The sequence below is a fragment of the Psychrobacter sp. 1Y10 genome (assembly GCF_052259005.1).
Taxonomy (GTDB): Bacteria; Pseudomonadota; Gammaproteobacteria; order Pseudomonadales; family Moraxellaceae; genus Psychrobacter; species Psychrobacter saeujeotis.
This window is the reverse complement of sequence record NZ_JBQQES010000010.1, coordinates 1-18,847: the sequence shown is the minus strand read 5'-3', so window position 1 is coordinate 18,847 and position 18,847 is coordinate 1. Positions and strand designations below refer to the sequence as shown.

At 42.1% G+C, this 18,847-nt stretch carries 13 protein-coding genes; 11 read left to right on the top strand and 2 right to left on the bottom strand.

The genetic code is table 11. The features are described 5' to 3' along the window. The first annotated feature begins 5 nt into the window (after window positions 1–5). From ACTXGH_RS12200 to ACTXGH_RS12170, 7 genes are all read left to right on the top strand, one after another. Window positions 6–974 (top strand): NAD(P)H-dependent flavin oxidoreductase, encoded by a 969-nt coding sequence (locus ACTXGH_RS12200; RefSeq protein ID WP_439296974.1) that lies wholly within the window; start codon window positions 6–8, stop codon window positions 972–974. Between the two features lie 168 nt (window positions 975–1,142). Continuing rightward, window positions 1,143–2,993, top strand: a complete 1,851-nt coding sequence (locus ACTXGH_RS12195; protein ID WP_439296975.1) for an AMP-binding protein — start codon at window positions 1,143–1,145, stop codon at window positions 2,991–2,993. A gap of 33 nt (window positions 2,994–3,026) precedes the next feature. Then, window positions 3,027–4,334: an aromatic ring-hydroxylating oxygenase subunit alpha gene (locus ACTXGH_RS12190; RefSeq protein ID WP_439296976.1), complete on the top strand. Its 1,308-nt coding sequence runs from the start codon at window positions 3,027–3,029 to the stop codon at window positions 4,332–4,334. A 13-nt stretch (window positions 4,335–4,347) separates the two neighbouring features. Continuing rightward, on the top strand, window positions 4,348–4,896 hold the full coding sequence (locus tag ACTXGH_RS12185) for a 3-phenylpropionate/cinnamic acid dioxygenase subunit beta (RefSeq protein ID WP_439296977.1): 549 nt from the start codon (window positions 4,348–4,350) through the stop codon (window positions 4,894–4,896). A gap of 36 nt (window positions 4,897–4,932) precedes the next feature. Further along, on the top strand, window positions 4,933–5,715 hold the full coding sequence (locus tag ACTXGH_RS12180; RefSeq protein WP_439296978.1) for an SDR family NAD(P)-dependent oxidoreductase: 783 nt from the start codon (window positions 4,933–4,935) through the stop codon (window positions 5,713–5,715). Window positions 5,716–5,793: 78 nt separating this feature from the next. Further along, window positions 5,794–7,047 (top strand): 3-(3-hydroxy-phenyl)propionate transporter MhpT, encoded by a 1,254-nt coding sequence (gene mhpT / locus ACTXGH_RS12175; RefSeq protein ID WP_439296979.1) that lies wholly within the window; start codon window positions 5,794–5,796, stop codon window positions 7,045–7,047. 148 nt (window positions 7,048–7,195) lie between these two features. Continuing rightward, window positions 7,196–8,248 (top strand): hypothetical protein, encoded by a 1,053-nt coding sequence (locus ACTXGH_RS12170; RefSeq protein ID WP_439296980.1) that lies wholly within the window; start codon window positions 7,196–7,198, stop codon window positions 8,246–8,248. 212 nt (window positions 8,249–8,460) lie between these two features. Here ACTXGH_RS12170 and ACTXGH_RS12165 read toward each other — a convergent pair whose 3' ends face one another. Further along, window positions 8,461–9,945 carry a PucR family transcriptional regulator gene (locus tag ACTXGH_RS12165; protein WP_439296981.1) on the bottom strand — a complete coding sequence of 495 codons (1,485 nt, stop codon included), beginning with the start codon at window positions 9,943–9,945 and terminating at the stop codon, window positions 8,461–8,463. 278 nt (window positions 9,946–10,223) lie between these two features. On the opposite strand from ACTXGH_RS12165, the gene ACTXGH_RS12160 reads away from it, so the two are divergent. The 4 genes from ACTXGH_RS12160 (at window position 10,224) to ACTXGH_RS12145 (ending at window position 17,693) form a co-directional block, all read left to right on the top strand. Then, window positions 10,224–11,987 carry a sodium:solute symporter family protein gene (locus ACTXGH_RS12160; RefSeq protein WP_439296982.1) on the top strand — a complete coding sequence of 588 codons (1,764 nt, stop codon included), beginning with the start codon at window positions 10,224–10,226 and terminating at the stop codon, window positions 11,985–11,987. Then, window positions 11,984–13,945 (top strand): oxidoreductase, encoded by a 1,962-nt coding sequence (locus tag ACTXGH_RS12155; RefSeq protein ID WP_439296983.1) that lies wholly within the window; start codon window positions 11,984–11,986, stop codon window positions 13,943–13,945. The genes ACTXGH_RS12160 and ACTXGH_RS12155 overlap by 4 nt, the downstream gene beginning before the upstream one ends. A gap of 288 nt (window positions 13,946–14,233) precedes the next feature. After that, the gene (locus ACTXGH_RS12150; protein WP_439296984.1) at window positions 14,234–15,949 is read left to right on the top strand and encodes a 5-guanidino-2-oxopentanoate decarboxylase; all 1,716 of its coding nucleotides are present in this window, start codon (window positions 14,234–14,236) and stop codon (window positions 15,947–15,949) included. Between the two features lie 232 nt (window positions 15,950–16,181). Further along, window positions 16,182–17,693 (top strand): aldehyde dehydrogenase family protein, encoded by a 1,512-nt coding sequence (locus tag ACTXGH_RS12145; protein ID WP_439296985.1) that lies wholly within the window; start codon window positions 16,182–16,184, stop codon window positions 17,691–17,693. Window positions 17,694–18,161: 468 nt separating this feature from the next. Here the strand turns inward: ACTXGH_RS12145 and ACTXGH_RS12140 are convergent, their stop codons facing one another. Beyond that, on the bottom strand, window positions 18,162–18,608 hold the full coding sequence (locus ACTXGH_RS12140; RefSeq protein WP_439296986.1) for a hypothetical protein: 447 nt from the start codon (window positions 18,606–18,608) through the stop codon (window positions 18,162–18,164). Window positions 18,609–18,847 lie beyond the last annotated feature (239 nt).

Here is an 18,847-nt window from a genome sequence, read left to right as displayed (position 1 = left end):
AAGATATGGCCAATAGAGATATCGTATCTACATTATATGATCAGATGCGGCTGCCAGTTATCGTGGCGCCTATGTTCCTGATATCGGGTCCTGATTTGACTATAGCCGCCGCAAAAGCCGGAATAATAGGCTGTTTTCCAGCCCCTAATGCACGCACGATTGATGTGTTAGAAGTCTGGTTGGATAAGATTGAAGCTGAACTTAAAGATACAGAGTATGAAGGGATGTGGGCGATGAACATGATTGTCCACAAAAGCTACGACCGTTTTGAGGCTGAGTTGGCTTTAGTTGAGCGCTACAAGCCTAAATTCGTGGTAACTGCTCTTGGTAGTCCTAAGCGTGTGCTAGATAGAGTTCATGCTTTTGGCGGCAAAGTGTTCGCCGATGTCATCAATGCAGAGCAAGCCAAAAAAGCAGTCGAAGCAGGGGTTGATGGTCTGATTTTGGTCTGTTCTGGGGCAGGTGGGCATACGGGTAAATATACCGCTTTTGCTTTTGTGGAAGAGGTTCGCCGTTTTTATGATGGGCCAATCATCGTTGGCGGGGCGATACAAAGCGCCAAATCAATCGCTGCTTTGCTTGCTCTAGGTGCTGATTTTGCTTATATGGGTACTCGATTTATAAGCTGTCCTGAGAGCTTAGTGAACGATGAGTATCGCAATATGCTGGTTGATTCAACTATGTCAGATATTGTGACGTCGGATGTCGTCTCTGGTGTTATGGCGAACTGGTTAAAAGCCAGTCTAGAAAAGTCAGGCTTTGATTTGAAGTCAGCCAAAGGTAGTACGGAAATTGATTTTTCTGATATTCACGGTGAGGGAAAAGCGTGGAAAGACACTTGGGGCGCAGGTCATGGGGTGAGTGCGACCGAATGTATTGAGAGCGTCGCTGACGTGGTTGACTCATTATCCAGTGAGCTTCATACCTTAAAGTCTGATCTTAATAATAAGCTCACAGAATGGCCTAAGTTATAGCCGCGGAGCTTAACCATCTATAAAGCGTCAACAAGGATTCCAATAGAAGCATCTCATTGCAAAAAATGACCTTTATGTTTGTTTTTATTATTCATAAAGTTGCTTTCATTCAAACAGCATTGAGTATAAGAAATTCAAATTGGTCTAAACCATGGAAGGATAGTCGAAATGATTGAATTTAGTTTCAAATCTGATTCAGAAATAAAGCTTGGTCATCATGATGTTATTGCTGAAAAAAACACCCAGAATCACATTATTTTGCGCAATAAGGAACCTCTCAATCTAGACGATTATACGATGCTAGATTGCGTTGATTATTGGTCGCAGCGCTCTCCAAATACTGTATGTATGCGTGAAAGGGCAGCTGATGGTTGGACGGAGATATCATACAAGGAGTTTGCCTCTAGAGTAAAGAGTATTGCGACTCACTTAGGAACCTTAGATCTCTCAGCCGATAAACCACTGATGATAATAGCGCCAAACTCCATTAATCATGCATTAGTCGCATTTGCTGCAATGACCATCGGTATACCAGTGACCCCCATCTCTATCGCTTATGCTCTATATGGTGAAACTTTTGGGCGTCTTAACAATGTGATTGATATTGTAAAACCTGGAGCGATTCATTTTAGTAATACCAATATATTCAAAAGTGCAGCAAGGTCTGTTCTCGCAAATTACGATATACCTTGTATCGCTTTTAATTCGGACATGGACGAAGTACCGACAATTCGCAGCTTACCAACAATCACAGATGAAGAAGTTGCAGAAAGAAGAAGCAAGATCAACCAAGATACTATTGCTAAGGTCATGATGACTTCAGGCTCTACGGGCAATCCAAAAGGGGTTATTAACACCCATCGAATGATGTATAGCAATCAATTTGCCCTTTATAAGATGTGGCCATTTTTGCAGGATATAAAGCCAAGTTTAGTAAGCTGGTTGCCTTGGAGTCATACCTTTGGTGGCAACGTATGCATCAATATCGTTTTATTTAACGGGGGCACACTAACCATTGATGATGGCAAGCCAGTCCCAGGTCATATTGGCCGAACTATCGAAAATATCTGCCTGATCGAACCTAATATTCATTTTAATGTGCCTGCAGGTATTGAAGCCTTATTGGCAGAATTTGAAGACAATCATCGTCAGGCACGCAAATTTTTCTCCACTGTAAAAGTTATTTTTATTGCAGCCGCAGCGTTACCTGAAAAAACGAGAAAGAGACTGGCCGAGCTTTCAATTGAGCTGACAGGAACTCGTCCAAAGCTTCTAGCGGGCTGGGGCTCTACAGAGACAGCGCCTTTTGCTACCTGTCTAAATTTTGATTCTGATTTGGCAGTTAACATCGGTGTGCCTCTACCCGGTACTGATATTAAGTTAACGCCTATACAAGATAAATTAGCGCTCGCTGTCCGCGGGCCTAATGTCACACCAGGATATTGGCGAAATGAAAAAGCCACTGCTGAAGCGTTTGACGAAGATGGCTTTTATTCTATAGGTGATGCTGGTCGATTGATTAATCCAGATAACCCATCTGAGGGTTTAGTATTTGATGGAAGGACTTCTGAAAACTTTAAGTTGACATCAGGTACTTGGGTGAATGTGGGTGAGGTAAGAATAGGGGTGATTAGTGCTTTAAAGCCTTATTTTTTAGACGCAGTTATAACTGGGCATAATCAGCCAGAGCTTGGCTTATTGATTGTGCCAAATGTTGAACGCTTGGCTAGTAAATATGGTTTGGAAGAAGAGCAGAAAAATGCAGCTGAGTTGCAGAAAATCGACAAGTTAGTGGAGCAAGTAATAGATCTGTTAAACGATTATAACGAGATATGTTTTAGCAATAGCAAAAGAATAAGTCGATTCGCATTTTTGCCTGAGCAACCATCAATCGAGAGAAACGAGATTACTGATAAAGGCTATTTAAATCAACGAGCTTTATTAGAAAATTGGTCAGAGCTTGTTGATCAGATGCATCAACAAGAAAGAAAGACAAGTATTCACTTCCACGCTTTTTAAACCAGCACACCATCTTATCAACATGGAGAAATAATGATGTCAATAGATATGCGATCGCTAGTAGATTATGAAAAAGGTTTAATCGATAGACGTATTTTTTGGGATGAAGACATTTATCAGCAAGAGTTAAAACAAATCTTTGCCCGTTGCTGGCACTTTGTGGCGCATGAGTCGCAGGTCAAAACTTTTGGAGAGTTTATCACCACTTATATCGGTGAAGATGCCGTTATTGTCGCGAGGGCAAAAGACGGTAGCATCAACGTCATGCTTAATGCCTGTCCACATCGCGGTAATAAAGTTTGCTTCGCTGGTGAAGGCAAAATCCGCTCGTTCGTTTGTAACTATCACGGCTGGGCGTTTGGTCTAGATGGCAAGCTTAATGGCATGCCTGCGAATGAGTTATATGACAACACTGAAGGCTTTAACAAAGAAGATTGGGGTTTGCATAGAGCGCGAGTGGAGACTTATAAAGGTTTAGTATTTGCGACCTTTGATGAAGAAGCACCGTCTTTAGGAGAGTATTTAGGAGATTTTCGCTGGTATCTGGATGCCATCTTAGATGTAGATGACAAAGGTACAGAGTTTATTCCTGGTACGACGCGCTCATTATTAAAATGTAATTGGAAATATCCTGCGGATAACTTTGTCGGTGATATTTATCATGCGCTATGGACGCACCTTGGTGCGGCAGAAGCAACGCTAAAAGAAGCGGGCGGTATTGTTGTCAGTAACGAAGACTCCTATCAAGCCAGTGTCAATGGTCATGGATGGGAGTTCTCATTAGCGAACAACTTTGGTAATGCAGCGACTATGGGTGATAAAGATATCATCAAATACTTGCGCGCGCGCGAAGAAGAGATAAGTAAGCGTCTTGGAAAAGTACGGGCAAAATTGTTAGGTTCTGTTGCGTCTGGCTTGGTTTTTCCTAACTTTGCCTTCTTGCCGGGTTACTTAACCTTTAGAACATTTCTACCCAAAGGGCCGACAGAAACAGAGCTACATAGCTGGACATTAGTCCCGAGTGAAGCGTCAGATGAGATAAAAAATAAGTGGCGCTTAGGTGCTATGCGTACGTTTTCTCCCAGTGGGATTTTGGAGATGGACGATGGGGAAAACTGGGAACATGCCACGCTTGGCAACGCAGGATACGTCACTCGTAATCAAAAGCTTTTCTATGGAATGGATCCAACGAAAGGGCAAGCAGTTCCTGTTGACCTACCCGGCACAGTGACTAAAGGTCAGCTTAATGATGCCAACCAACGTCTATTCTTTAAGCGTTATGCAGAGTTTATGGAAGCAGACACTTGGGCTGATATTCCACTAGCGGAACAAAGATTCTAAAAAGGAGCTAAACATGACCAGAGATCAGTTATTAGCACTTGACGCTAAAGGTAAACATGTGGATATGCAAACCTTTTTTGATATTCAAAGGTTTGTGAATCACGAAATATATCTGCTGAATCACGAGATTCTTGATGAATGGGCAGACAGTTTGGAAGACGACCTCATTTATTGGGCGCCTATTCGCGAGAATATATTGCGTAGAAGCCGTACGCCAGAAATTACCACGGCTAGGGTGTCTTTATTTGAAGAAGATAAAGACTCCATCATGATGCGCCTAAAGCGTAACGATAGTGGTATGTGCTGGACAGAAGATCCACCCACTCGCCAAGTGACTGCTGTATCGAATCTACAGGTTTTTCACACAGACAACACGGACGAGTTTGAAGTACATACGGTATTCACTCTATACCGTAGTCGCTTTGAGCGTGATGACTCTACCTTAATGGGACGCCGTAAAGATATCTGGCGCAAAGTCGGCGATGAGTATCGCTTGGCTGGACGACTAATTCTGCTGCAACAATCTACATTACTGACTAAAAACCTAAACGTATTTATGTAGTGTTTTATAAAATTTCATAGGTAATTTTGAGGCAATATGATGCAAATGCTATTGAATAGACGGGTGATTGTCACAGGAGCTGGTAGTGGTATTGGCAAGGCTATTGTCGAGAGGTTTCTCGATGAAGGCGCTAAAGTGCTTGCTGTCGTACGTAAACCTGAGCAAATAGAAACTTTTTTAACCAATAAAAACTTCTGTTATGTAGTCGGTGACGTCAATGATTATGCGACCAACCAATCTGCTATAGAGATGGCAGTTGAGAAGTGGGGCGGCTTGGATGTCATGGTAGCCAATGCTGGCGTGTGGGATTTCTTTAAAAAACTGCAAAAAATGTCACCGCAAGAATTGGAGGACGGATTTGAGCAAATCATGTCAACCAACGTCAGAGCCGTACTGATGGCGGCTCATGCCAGCTATGCCGCTCTACAAGACTCTCATGGATGTTTTATAACGACAGGTTCAAACGCTTGCTTTCGTCCGGGCGGCGGCGGGCCTTTATACATTGCTTCCAAATACGCGCTGCGCGGCGTCGTTGCGCAGTTAGCTTTAGATTTTGCACCTAATGTACGGGTGTGCGGAGTCGCACCTGGAGCCACAGATACGCCTATCAGTGGTACCGATGCACTCAATCAGCATGATAAATCTATGAATGCCGATCGCACGCGTTTGGCATCTATGGGTTCTCATATTCCATTAGGTCGCGTGTCCTCTCCTGAAGAACACACCGACCTTTATGTCACTTTAGCAAGCGAAAAGGGTGCACGGTATGTCACGGGCACTATTTTAGTGAGCGATGGAGGATTATCTGCCGGCCAATAGTACTTATAAGAGAGTCTCTTAGATTGAAGAGTAACCAACCCTAACATTCATATTTATTTTAAACTCAAGGAAGAGTCTATGATTACCTCTGTGCATAATGCTGCACCCAAAAAACCTGCAGTAATGTATACGACATTACTCATGTGTTTTTGTATTGCCATTCTAGAAGGATTCGATATTCAATCAATCGGTGTGGTGGCTTCCTCTGTTCAATCGGAATTTGGTCTCACCAAAGGAGAGCTAGGTTGGATATTTAGTGCCGCCACTCTAGGGATGTTTCCAGGCGCAATCGTCGCTGGACGTCTCTCAGATAAAATAGGTCGTAAAAACATATTGATTTTCAGCGTAGCATTGTTTGGCATTATGTCGCTCGCGACCGCATTTACTACTGACTTTAGCTCACTTGTCATCGTGCGTTTTTTAACAGGTATCGGGATGGGTGGCGCGCTACCTTTGATGATTGCGATGTCATCAGAATCTGTCCCCGAGCGTTGGAGCGCTACTGCCGTTAGCGTGATGTATGCAGGCGTACCGTTTGGTGCTGGTATCACTGCGGTCATTGCAGGAGGATTTACGGGTGCTGGGGAGTGGAAAAATATTTTTTACTTAGGTGGACTGACACCTATTGCTATTGTGCCCCTTTTATTCTTTTTCTTAAAAGAAACTTATACCAAGAAACAAGCGATTAAAGATGATCTCAAAGAAAACACTGATTTCAAATTTATCCTATTCGGTGAAGGCCGTACGGCAACCACTATTCAAATCTGGCTAAGTTTCTTGGGCACCTTAATTGTTTTGTACTTTATCTTAAACTGGCTACCCGTTCTCATGCAGAACAATGGCCTTAGTATGCAGAGTGCAAGCAACATCCAAGTAGCCTACCAAGTAGGCGGAGTATGTGGAGTGCTTATCTTAGGTTGGTTATTATCTAACATCAAACTTAGGTCAGTCGTCATCATGATCTATATCGGTATTTTAATTGGATTGTCTGCATTAACATTCTCTAAATCTTTAACAGCGCTAATACTAGCATCAGGTGTTTCAGGCTTTTTCATCACTGGTGGTCAATCAGCTTTATATGCGTTAGCGGCGAGAGCTTATAGTAAGAGTATGCGCGGTACGGGCGTTGGCGTAGCCGTTGCTATGGGACGTATTGGTTCATTCGTAGGGCCTCTATTAGCGGGTGTTATTTTCTCTTATAACTCGAACTCTTCATTTGTGATCGGCAGCAGTATTCCAGTCATTGTCATTGCTGGTGTCGCTGCAATATTACTAGCGAATAACATCGCTAAACGTGAGAGTACAAATGCAGCGGCACTCACTAGGGGTTAAATAGTTCATTTAAATTACAGGTTTATCATCAATATTAAGGCGATTGTAGGAACGACTTTAGGTTATGAAGTAGCCTCTTTCGCCTGAGCTTGATTAACTGCATTTATTAAACGGAATTGATAATAAGACAATAGGGAATAGAAAAATCATGAACAATCTAAAAAAAGTAACGTTGGCATTGGCTGCTTTCGTCGCGTGTACCAACGCCCAAGCCATCGATCTAGTCACCAAGGGTGATACCACTTTAAGCGTTGGCGGTTATGTCAAAGCAGAAGGTACCTTTATTTCACCTGATGATAAAGACTCTGACTTTGAAGGTAGTGCGCGAGAGTCTAGAATTAATATAAAAGCTACTACGCTCGTGGATGATAAAAAAGTAACAGGTTTCATCGAAGGTGATTTTTATGGAAACTATAGCGGCTATGATAGTGGCTCTCCTGAGCTTCGGCTACGCCATGCTTATTTACAGGTAGATAAGGTTACTGCAGGTAAGACTTGGAATGGACAGTTTTTTGCTGTCGCGCCTCGTTTAACCGAGCAGCTTGACTTTTACGGTACAGGTTTTGGTACGATAGCGGGTAGTGGGCTTTATGTTCGTCCAGATTTGACTTTGCACTACGCCAATAAAGGACTTCGTGTGACAGCGCAAGACCCTATATCTGATGACGCTGATTTACCTGACATGGTCGTTAGCTATAGCGATGATATATCTAATTTCGGTTATACCCTTGCTGCGACTGCACGTGACGCTAACACCGGAATAAATGATGATTTAGATACAAAGCTAGGGCTAGGGGTTTCATTAGCGACTAAGCTAACGCTAGGTAAGGGCTCATTACATGGCAGTATATATACTGGTGAAGGCATGGGGGTCTACTCTGGCGTGTGTACAACAGGCGCCTTAAATCCTGGCAATACTTTAAGCTGTGATGCTGAAAACGGTGAGCTTGTTTCGCAAACTGGCTTTAGCGTGGGTTATCGTCATGTCTTTTCACCGAAACTGCGTGGTAATATGCGTTATGGAGAGGTTAGTGTAGACAATGAAGCAGATACTTCAATTGACATAAAAAGTGCCAACCTTATTTACACCTATTTACCAAACCTTGATATTGGTGTTGAATGGCGAGATCGTAGTGAAACAACATTGCCATGGAGACAAAAAGGTCAGGAAGTTGAGGTAATGGCTAAGTATAAATTCTAAAGTAGATATATTTCACCTAATCTCAATTGCAATTTCAACGATATTATAAAGAATACTAAGTAATAAAAGAAGGTTTCTAATGCTATCTATAAATAGCGTTAGAAACCTTTTTTTATTTTAAAAATATAGTGACTAATAGAAATTATATAGGGAATTATTGTTCATCACATATTAATGAAAGAGTTTAGGTTTTTTATCTAAAATGATTAGTATTATAGTTTTCCTATCAAGCATCCTGACTTAACTGCAAACCAAAGAATGGCTGTATCATCCATATTATTCAGAGATCTACCCGTTATTTCCTCAACCTTCTTAATTCTATATATGAGCGACTGTTTATGGATATGAAGTTCTTTGGAGGCATTCAACCATGATTTATTATGCTCTAAGTATACTTTTAAACTAGTTATTAACTTTGATTTTTGAGTAAGATCATAGTTTTCTAACTCACCCAAAATATTTTCATACGCTTGCTTGGCTATTTCCAAGTTTTTAGGTAGCCAAAATGGAATTGTTGAACATGACTTGTAAGAAACAATATGCTTAGAATCCACACAGAACTCTAATGCCAGATTCGACTCGCGTACCGCTTCATGTATACGCATAACATTATCAATTAAGGAGCTATACCCTATAGAGTGTCCGAGTATAGATTGTATTTTTGGCAGCAAAGACAAGTCATCGACCAATCCTAATACTCTGCATGGTTGTTTTTTGAGTAATACTCGAATGTTATTGCGGCATAAAAGTTCATTCCAGTTATTCAAGTCAGGCCGCTCAATTTTTATAGAAAAAATCACTGACTTTTCTAAATTAAAATTAAATGGTTTAAGTTTCTCTGTCACGTATTTATCTGGAAATCTTTGTTGTAATAACTCATCAAATACTTCAAGCCCGAGTCTAAGAAAATTTTCATATTCGAATCTACTTCGCTCTAACTGTATGCCGATAACAGCCGCTACATGACTTAATAGAGTGTAGTCTATCCATTCGTTTTTTCTAATGATAATACTTGCTTCATTTTGAGTTAGAAGCTTCAGTATCATCCATTCTTCATCATTAATAATGATCTTTTTTACGACAGTGGCTGTATTTCTTTCTTTTAAGTAATAATCAAATAGAACCTTAACTTTTTTCTCAGGAAGTTCGGATAAATCTGAATCCCAAGGCTTAAAGGTTTTTGAGTCTATTAAATAAATCGTTGATCCAATGTTTTTTTGTAAATTTTGGAGTAGTTGTTTTATTCCTAATCCTTTAATACTTAAACGAGCGGTTTCGTATACCTGCATAATAGTGTGATTTTTATTATGACTTTCATTTTTTTTATAATCAATAATTAATCTAGTAATGGCTGAAAATGGAATTTCATATTTCATAAGTAATACATTAAATCCTAAAGCTTCAGCTTCTTCTAAAAGCGCTGAAATGTCTTTGGGAGCTCGCATATTTTCTCCAATTACTATCCCAACTATTTTAGCCTTATATAATCTCTGTATATACTTGATTTGCTTGGTTTTATTATACGGTATACCAATGCCTGTGGTCATAAGAAGGTCGCCATCACCTAACCATTCTGTAGGATCTGTTAATTCACAAACATGAGCCCAGTGCACTGGTTTTTCTAAATTGTAGTTTTTCGAGATAACTTTAATTTGTAAGGCTGAATTAGCAACAAGATCATTAACTGTAAGGCCCATAACCTTCTCCTAAAAGCACATTCTTTTAAACTATAACGCTTTTTTAAACTATAACATAGTATAAAAACTCTTATCAGAATCTTATCTTCTTATAATTGTTTGTAGTTATTTAAGACACTATGCTAAGTAAGTTGTATAGAAGAAAAACCGTATTTTAACAGAACTAGTAGTAGGCTAGATTTGTACTGTTTATAGTTGGTTTGAATAACATTGGAAGTTAACTTAACGGCATCTGATACCTATGCTGTTAATGTGCCACATTATATTAAGGATGATCCATGAATATATACTTCTGGGGACTATTAGTTAGCATTGCTGTCTACCTGCTAGTAGGCAACTATGCCGGGCGTAGGGTACAAGGTATAGAAGACTACTACGTGGCAGGGCGAAACGCGCCCACATTACTGATTGTTGGTACCTTAGTAGCCAGTTTTCTTAGTACCACCGCTTTTCTTGGTGAAACGGGCTTTGCCTACGACGGCTATGCCTTTTTGATGCTGGCACTGACCGCAATCAATACCAGCGGCTACGTGCTAGGGGCACTATTCTTCGGGCGTTTTATACGGCGTAGCAAATCATTGACCGTTCCAGAGTTTTTTGCTAAACGTTTTGATTCGCGTGCAGTTCAGAGGCTAGCTGGGTATACCACCGCGATAGGTCTGACCGCCTATTTACTTGCTGTCACCCAAGGCGCTTCGATTTTGATCTCAGATGTGGCAGGAATCCCCTATGGCGTTGCTCTGCTCATGGTTTGGGTAGGCTACATGGGATTCACGCTGTATTCGGGATCTAGCGGTGTGGTACTAACTGACACTATTATGTTTATACTGTTTACCGCGGTTACCGTCATCGCTCTACCTTATATACTGGTTGAAGGGGGCGGTTGGCATGCTTCGTTGACCGCGCTTGCCAACTATGATCCCAAGCCTGGTATTATTGCTTGGCATGGATTAACGGGGGAAAATGCTATATGGTCTTCGGGAGGTGAAGCTCTTGTTTGGGCTATCATACTGGGAGCCTCTTGGTCAATCGTGCTGGCAGTCAGCCCATGGCAAACCAGCCGTTATCTGATGGCAAGAAGTGAACATGTGGTAGTACGCTCAGCTTGTATCGCTGGACTGGTACTCGCCTCAATGTACATAATTATGATGTTCAGCGGAGCCGCTATCAACCTTGCCAACCCAAATATCGAACCCTCTGAGCGCGCTATCATTTGGGCAGGCATAAACATGATGCCGGCGTTTGTTGGTACCTTGCTAATTTCGGGTATTATGGCTGCCGCTCTATCTTCTTGTTCAACCTTTTTGTCCTTAATAAGCTTTAGTGTTACCAACGATATCATTGATTCAAGCAAGTGGGGCGAGAAAAAGACATTACGCCTGAGCCGCTATATTATGTTCGCTGCAGCATTGATTAGCTTGATTTTAGCGTTTCTCCAGCCACCAGCAGTGATGTGGATAACGTATTTCGCTGGCACTTTGTTTGCGTCTTCTTGGGGACCTGTCGCCTTTATGAGTATCTGGAGTCGCCGCATCAGTGCGCCCGCAGCTTTTGTTGGAATGTTCGTCGGTTTTGTCGTTAATATCGGCGCTAAGCTGATGGACACTGCTGGGATGATTTCATTGTCTGTATATATGGATCCCTTTATCTTAGGTATTGTCAGTAGTATTGTTTGTATTCTAGTGATTTCTCGTTTCACCAAGCCAACGGTCGCCGCTCTCGCCTACCTCGAAGCTATTCACAAGACACCAGAGGAAGAGTTCGATCCGGTAAAAGTTAAGAAAACATTGATTTGGCCGGTCATTGTAATGGTCTCGGGGCTAGCCATTTCAGTGCTAATGCTCGTGTTCTATGCGGTTCCTTATGCCGCAGCAGTAGGACGTGAGTTCAGTATATTCAGCGGCGAAAGCTTGCTGGCAATGGGCTACGGACTGGCGGTATTTAGCGTAGGATTGCTAGCTTTTTGGCAAGTAAAACGATCTTATGGTCACAAAGCTGCAAGCATCGCAGCTGATAAACAGTTAATGGAGTCACGTTCATGAATACTCAGAAGCTCTTCCCAACTCTATTTTCACCGTTTAAAATTGGTCAGCACACTATACCTAATCGCATCGTGTTTACGGGTCATGATACCTGTTTACCAGAAGATGGCGTTGTCAACGATGCGCTTGTCGCGTATATCGAGAAGCGTGCTCGGCATGGTACTGGTCTAATTGTACTGCAAGTCTCGGGGGTACACGAAACCGCACGCTATACCTCTCAATTGCTGATGGCTAACCAAGATGAATGCATTCCAGGATATAGACGCTTGGTCGAGGCCTGTCAGCGTCACGGCAGTGTGCTTTTTGCACAACTGTTTCATCCAGGTCGCGAAATTATGGAATCTGCCGATGGATTAAAACCGGTCGCTTACTCTGCTTCTAGCACTCCTCAAGAACGCTTTCATGTCATGCCTCGTGCCCTCAACCAAAGCATGATTAATGAGATTGTCACCAGTTTTGGCGACGCGGCTATACGCATGCAGCAGGCAGGCATTCAAGGCGTAGAAATTCTTGCCAGTCATGGCTATCTACCAGCACAGTTTCTGAACCCAAAGGTGAACAGTCGAAACGATAAGTACGGTGGTAGCTTCGCCAACCGCATACGTTTTCTCGAAGAGATTATTGATGAGATTCGTAGCCGAGCCGGAGATGAGTTGGCAGTAGGCCTGCGTATCTCTTGTGACGAGCGCGATGAAGACGGTATGAGCGCAGGGGATACAATCGAAGCACTAAAACATTTAGAAAATAAGCTGGACTATGCCAGTGTTGTTGCCGGCACCTCAGCGTCGCTAGGGGGAGCGGTGCATATTGTGCCACCCATGATATATGACAGTGCCTACCTTAAAGACGAAGCTCTGGCGCTACGCGCGGGCCTGTCCTTACCCCTGATCCTCACTGGGCGTATTAACCAACCGCATGAGGCGGAAGAGGTAATATGTTCAGGAGCTGCGGATTTATGTGGTATGACCCGAGCGTTGATTTGCGATCCAGCAATGCCGAGTAAGGCCATAACCAATGATGCTGATGGCATTCGTGCTTGTATTGGCTGCAACCAAGCTTGCATTGGCCGCTTTCATCGTGGCCTACCAATCTCCTGCATACAATATCCAGAATCAGGCCGTGAGCTGGAGTACGATGACATCGGTACCGCGCTACATCCTCGTCGTGTTGGGGTAATCGGTGGCGGTCCAGCAGGCATGAAGGCTGCCGTAGTAGCAGCAGCTAGAGGACATAAAGTGACACTCTTTGAAGCCAATTCACGTTTGGGGGGTCAAGCAAATCTGGCGCAACTATTGCCACATCGTGCTGAGTTCGGTGGAATTGTCACCAACTTGCAAGAAGAGCTTAAGCGTAGTCAGGTAGAGGTGTTGACGCAGCAAAGCGTCACGCCGGAAAAACTGCTTGAAGAAGGCTACGAGGAAGTACTAATGGCTACTGGTGCCAGACCCTATAGTCCAACTTTGGAATGTATGGGCAGTTTGCCAGTCAGTCAAGCTATGGATTTACTAGGTGCAACCACTTTGCCCGGGGGGCATGTGGTGGTCTATGACAGCAAGGGTGACTGGATCGGCGTTGGCATCGCAGAAATGCTGGCAAAGTCAGGCGCGAAGGTTACGCTTGCGGTCAATGGCCTACATGTCGGTGAATCGTTGCAGAGTTATGTCCGCGATAATACAGCGGCAAGAATTCACAATCTTGGCATTAAGATAATAACTTACGCCCGAGCATTTGGGATAGACGATGACACGGTCTATTTTCATCACACAGCAGGCGGTGAGCCAATGATTCTGGATAACGTAGATCATCTAGTATTATCTTGTGGTGGAATACCCAACGTCGACCCTGAAGATGAGGATCGATGGCTTGATTTACCGATTACTCTGATCGGTGATTGCCTTGCCCCACGTACTGCCGAGGAAGCTGTGTACGATGGTCTCAAATTCGCCATGAGTATTTGAATGGAGCCCTTACTAACGAAAATCTTTGGCGCGATCAAACGTGTGATAGGTTCTACAGGGTAACTTTGTGATTGTTAGCTTTATGATTATTAACTAATGGTTATCTATCTTTAGATAAAGCACAAGCAATTAAATCATAAATTGATGTTTTCAACCTGATTCTAAAATTATGATCTAGTCGAATTATTGCTTTATGGTTCAAGCAATGAATCTTTAGTTCCAATGCCCAATCTATTGTTTGAGATCAGCCGATAATGCTAACTGTAAACTTTCAAGGATGAACGACTTATGACAAAACATACAACGACGACAACGACAGAAAACACTCTGCCTACCATTCCATCAATAACTTGTGGCGAGCTACTCGTACAATGGCTAGAATATTATGGCGTTGACACGGTATTTGGTATTCCGGGTGTCCATACCGTAGAGCTATATCGTGGCCTGCCTAATACTAGTATTAAGCATATCACTCCGCGTCATGAGCAAGGCGCTGGATTTATGGCCGATGGCTATTATCGAGCTTCTGGTAAGGTAGGCGTTTGCTTTATCATTACTGGTCCCGGTATGACTAATATCATGACCGCCATGGCGCAAGCATTAGCGGATTCTATACCTATGCTGGTCATATCGAGCGTAAATAAAATAGCGCAAACAGGTAGCGGGGAGGGGCATTTGCATGAGCTGCATGATCAGCAAGGTATGGTCAGCAAAGTTGCTCTCACTAGCAAAACGATTTGGCAGCCTGAAGCGCTTCCTAAAGTCATCGCCGGGGCCTTTGCATTATTCAATGGTACACGTCCAGGCCCGGTACATATCCAATTGCCCATTGATGTGATTACCGCTGATGCTAGTCACGTCGCCAAACCACCTACAAAAGGTCAAGTCAGTTCAAGCAATGCTACAGTGCCGCAAATTATGTTGCCATGTCCTCATCCTGAGCAGTTAGATTTAATCGCCCAGCAGCTAAAAACAGCGAAAAACCCAGTATTACTTTATGGCGGCGGCTGCGTCGATGTTGATAGCGACGCGCAAAAGCTAGCAGAGCTTATCGATGTGCCGACCTTTTTGACCATAAATGCCAAAGGGTTATTACCGCCCGCGCATCCACTCAGTTTGGGCAGCAACTCGTCATTGCCAGCAGGTCGGACGCTTATTGGAGAGGCTGATGTGGTATTAGCAATTGGTACTGAGCTTGGCGAGACTGACTACGACACCGTACTGGATGGCGGGTTTCGTATCAACGGCACGCTTATCCGCATTGACTGCGATGCCGAGCAATTACAGCGTCCTTTTATAGCAGATATTGCGGTATTGTCTGATGCACAAATGGCGATTAGTGGACTGTGCATGCGCTTACAAAACCAAAACTTAGACCGTCAAGCTGACGACAAAGTAGAGCAAATTAAACAAGATATGGTCAAGGAGATACCAGCCAATTTTGCTGGACAAAATGCCTTACTTAAGCTGTTTAGAGATGAGGTAGCAGACGTCATTATTGTCGGCGACTCAACGCAGCCAGTTTATAGCGGTAATCATAGCTTTGAAGCGTTGGCTACCCGTCGCTGGTTTAATTCGGCAACTGGATATGGCACCTTAGGTTATGGTCTACCAGCAGCTATCGGCGCTATGATTGCATCTAATAAACCCGTTGTCAGTCTGATCGGTGATGGTGGTATTCAGTTCACTATCGCCGAACTTATTTGCGCCGCTGAACTCGAGTTGCCGCTGATTGTATTAATCTGGAATAACCAAGGTTATGGAGAGATACGTAGCTATATGGAAAAAGGCGGGCTGCCACTTATTGGGGTCAATATTAAAACGCCAAGCTTTGAGCCATTAGCGGCAGGGTTTGGCGCAGGCTATCGTAGAATCACTGCTAAGCAGCAACTATTAGACGCGCTGCAAGAAGACATTAAAGGCAAGCAACCAGTTATTTATGAGGTTGATGAAGCCGATGAATTTTTGACTGAAATGGGCCATTCCTTTACGTATTTCAGTTAAATGCGTTTAAGTAGTTTGGGTACTCGTAGTTATAATATTAAGAATTTAAGATACATGTACTTACCAGTAGCCAATTTCAACAAACGATTTAATTAAAAATTTTATAACTCCTACAAATATTTCTTTATTTTTTATATGTTATTAAGGCATGTCTTCAATCTGAACAAACGAGCCTTAAGATAATTTTTGTAGGTATATTTTTTCATCAAAACATTAAAGGTGGTAACCTAATATGAATAACGAATCTAAATACATCACGCAAGAATTGGCAAAAGAGACAGTCAACAACGAAGTGGTACTAGACTCTGCTTATATAAATGGCAGTTGGGAAGCTATTGAGTCATCATCTATTAGTCATAACGGTATAAATGAACATTCATTATATGACCCAAGTACCGGAGAGGTTATAGCCACGGCTCGATTATGCACTGAGGCTCATGTAGATGCTGCTGCTAATGCAGCTTCTAAAGCTCTGTCTTCATGGTCACAAACCACAGTAAGCGAACGTGCTGGTTATTTGCATGCCATTGCCGATGCGATGCAGGAGCAGCTCGAGCAGCTAGTAGGGTTATCTGTTTTAAACAGTGGTAAGCCTATTGCAGAAGCTAAGATGGATGTCGATGATGCTATTGCTTGCTACCGCTATTATGCTGATCTTATAGTCGAACAAACTACTTGGACCGAAGTGGCAACGGACGATTCTAGTGTAAAACTACTTAAAACATACGCTCCTATTGGTGTCTGCGTGCTTATTGTTCCTTGGAACTTTCCTATGGTGACGACCTCTTGGAAATTAGCACCAGCTTTAGCAGCAGGATGTACCGTAATATTAAAACCATCCGAGGTGACGTTGTTGCCAGAGTTGATGCTAGGTAATATATTATCAGCTATTGGTTTACCAAAAGGTGTCGTCAATATTCTACCAGGCGCTGCAGAAGTAGGGGCAGCGATGACCAATCACCCCCTGATTGATAAAGTATCTTTTACTGGTAGTAATGGGGTGGGAGAAAAGGTCATGGCCCAAGCCGCAAAAGGCGTAAAAGATATTAGTCTCGAGCTTGGTGGTAAGTCTGCTATTGTTATCCGTGCAGATGCGGACTTGGACATGGCCTGTGACATTATAAGTGGTGGTATCTTTACCAATGCAGGTCAGATGTGTTCTGCGACCTCAAGGCTGCTTGTTCATCAGGATATCGCCGACGCTTTGTATCAAAAACTAAAAGAATATATTCAAGATATTTATGTCAGCGATGGCTTTGATCCTAATACCCAAATGGGTCCATTGGTAAGTCAACAACAGCTTAATCAGGTAAATAAGTATTTCAATATTGCTACCGAAGAAAAGCTTGACTGTGTTATTGGTGGCGAAATATTAGATAGATCAGGCTATTTTGCTAGTCCAACGCTATATACAAATGTGCCAACGCAGAGTTCCTTGTGGACGGAAGAGATATTTGGTCCTGTACTCGTTAGCAATACTTTTAAAGATGATGAAGAGGCTATTCAATTAGCAAATGATAGTAATTTTGGATTAGCAGCGACTGTCGTAAGCGCAGATGAGCAAGCGGCATTAGAGATGGTATCGCAAATTAAAGCCGGTCACCTTTGGATTAATGAGCAACAAATTTTATTCGTACAAGCAGGATGGGGCGGATTTAAGCAAAGTGGCATTGGCCGTGAGCTTGGTGAGGATGGTCTATCCGCTTACCAAAAGAGTAAGCACGTTATATTACCCCGCTCATAAATAGGGTAGCCTTATTCGTTTACTCGAAACATTATAGTTCTTTAAATAAAACCCCAATGCTGAGACTCAGCATTGGGGTTTCGTTCATTTGTGTCTGCATAAAATTTAAACAATAAAAAACCCCTTCAAGTCTAATAGATTTGAAGGGGTTTTTGTTCTTTCTAATATATGGTGGGCCCAGTATCAACCACATAAATATTCCAAGTTATTGATTTAAATATTTTTATTTAAAAATATTTTTTATTATACCAACGGTTATACCAACAAATGAGTTAGGATATATGCTCAGTGATCAATCAATATGGCAAAGAACTTGACCTAAAATATTATTGTTATCTATTGTTAATATAGCGCCTTCTTATGACTAGAGACATCTTAATAAGGAGTAGTTAGATTATTAGAGGCATAGGTAACAGAAAATAGTTAAGACAAGCTTTTGAAGTTTCTTTTAAATAACATCAATATCTTCTAGCGAATATCAACTACGATAATTTTTCTTGGCTCTATTGAATGATGGTTTTTAATCATTTTTTGAATATTCTGCTTTAGCTTTTTATCGCTATTAAGATGCTGTTGACTGTTTTCTAATATTAGTTGCACATAATTGGGTAGTATCTCTGTTTTATTGTTTTCAATTTGCTCAGTAAGCTTACTCTTTAATGCACTCTTTTTTGAGAACAACTCTTTTAATCTATTTGTAATAGTCTCAATAGACATATAGTCATTCATAGAGTCTTGTTTTAAGTCACAAAATAACTGATAAAAATGAATGCATCTCTCTAAGATTTTTGACTTAGATAATTTTATTCCTTTCGGTAAGTTTGCAAAGTTTTCAATATCGAAAGCACTAGCAATATAGACGCCGCACTCTGGCGTTTTTGAGTAAGGGTATACCGCTGATTGGCTATATAACATATAAAGAGGAACACGCTTATTCTGCTTCGTATAATTTAGCAAAGTATTAATTTGTTGTTTAGTGTCATTTGGGTAACTAAAGGCATGACCCCTGCCGTCAAATCCGTATAACTAAACTTGGGAGATTTTAATTACGCAGCCTGACGATAATAATCAAACCACATGACCCCTGCCGTCAAATCCGTACACATAAACTTGGGAGATTTTAATTACGCAGCCTGACGATAATAATCAAACCA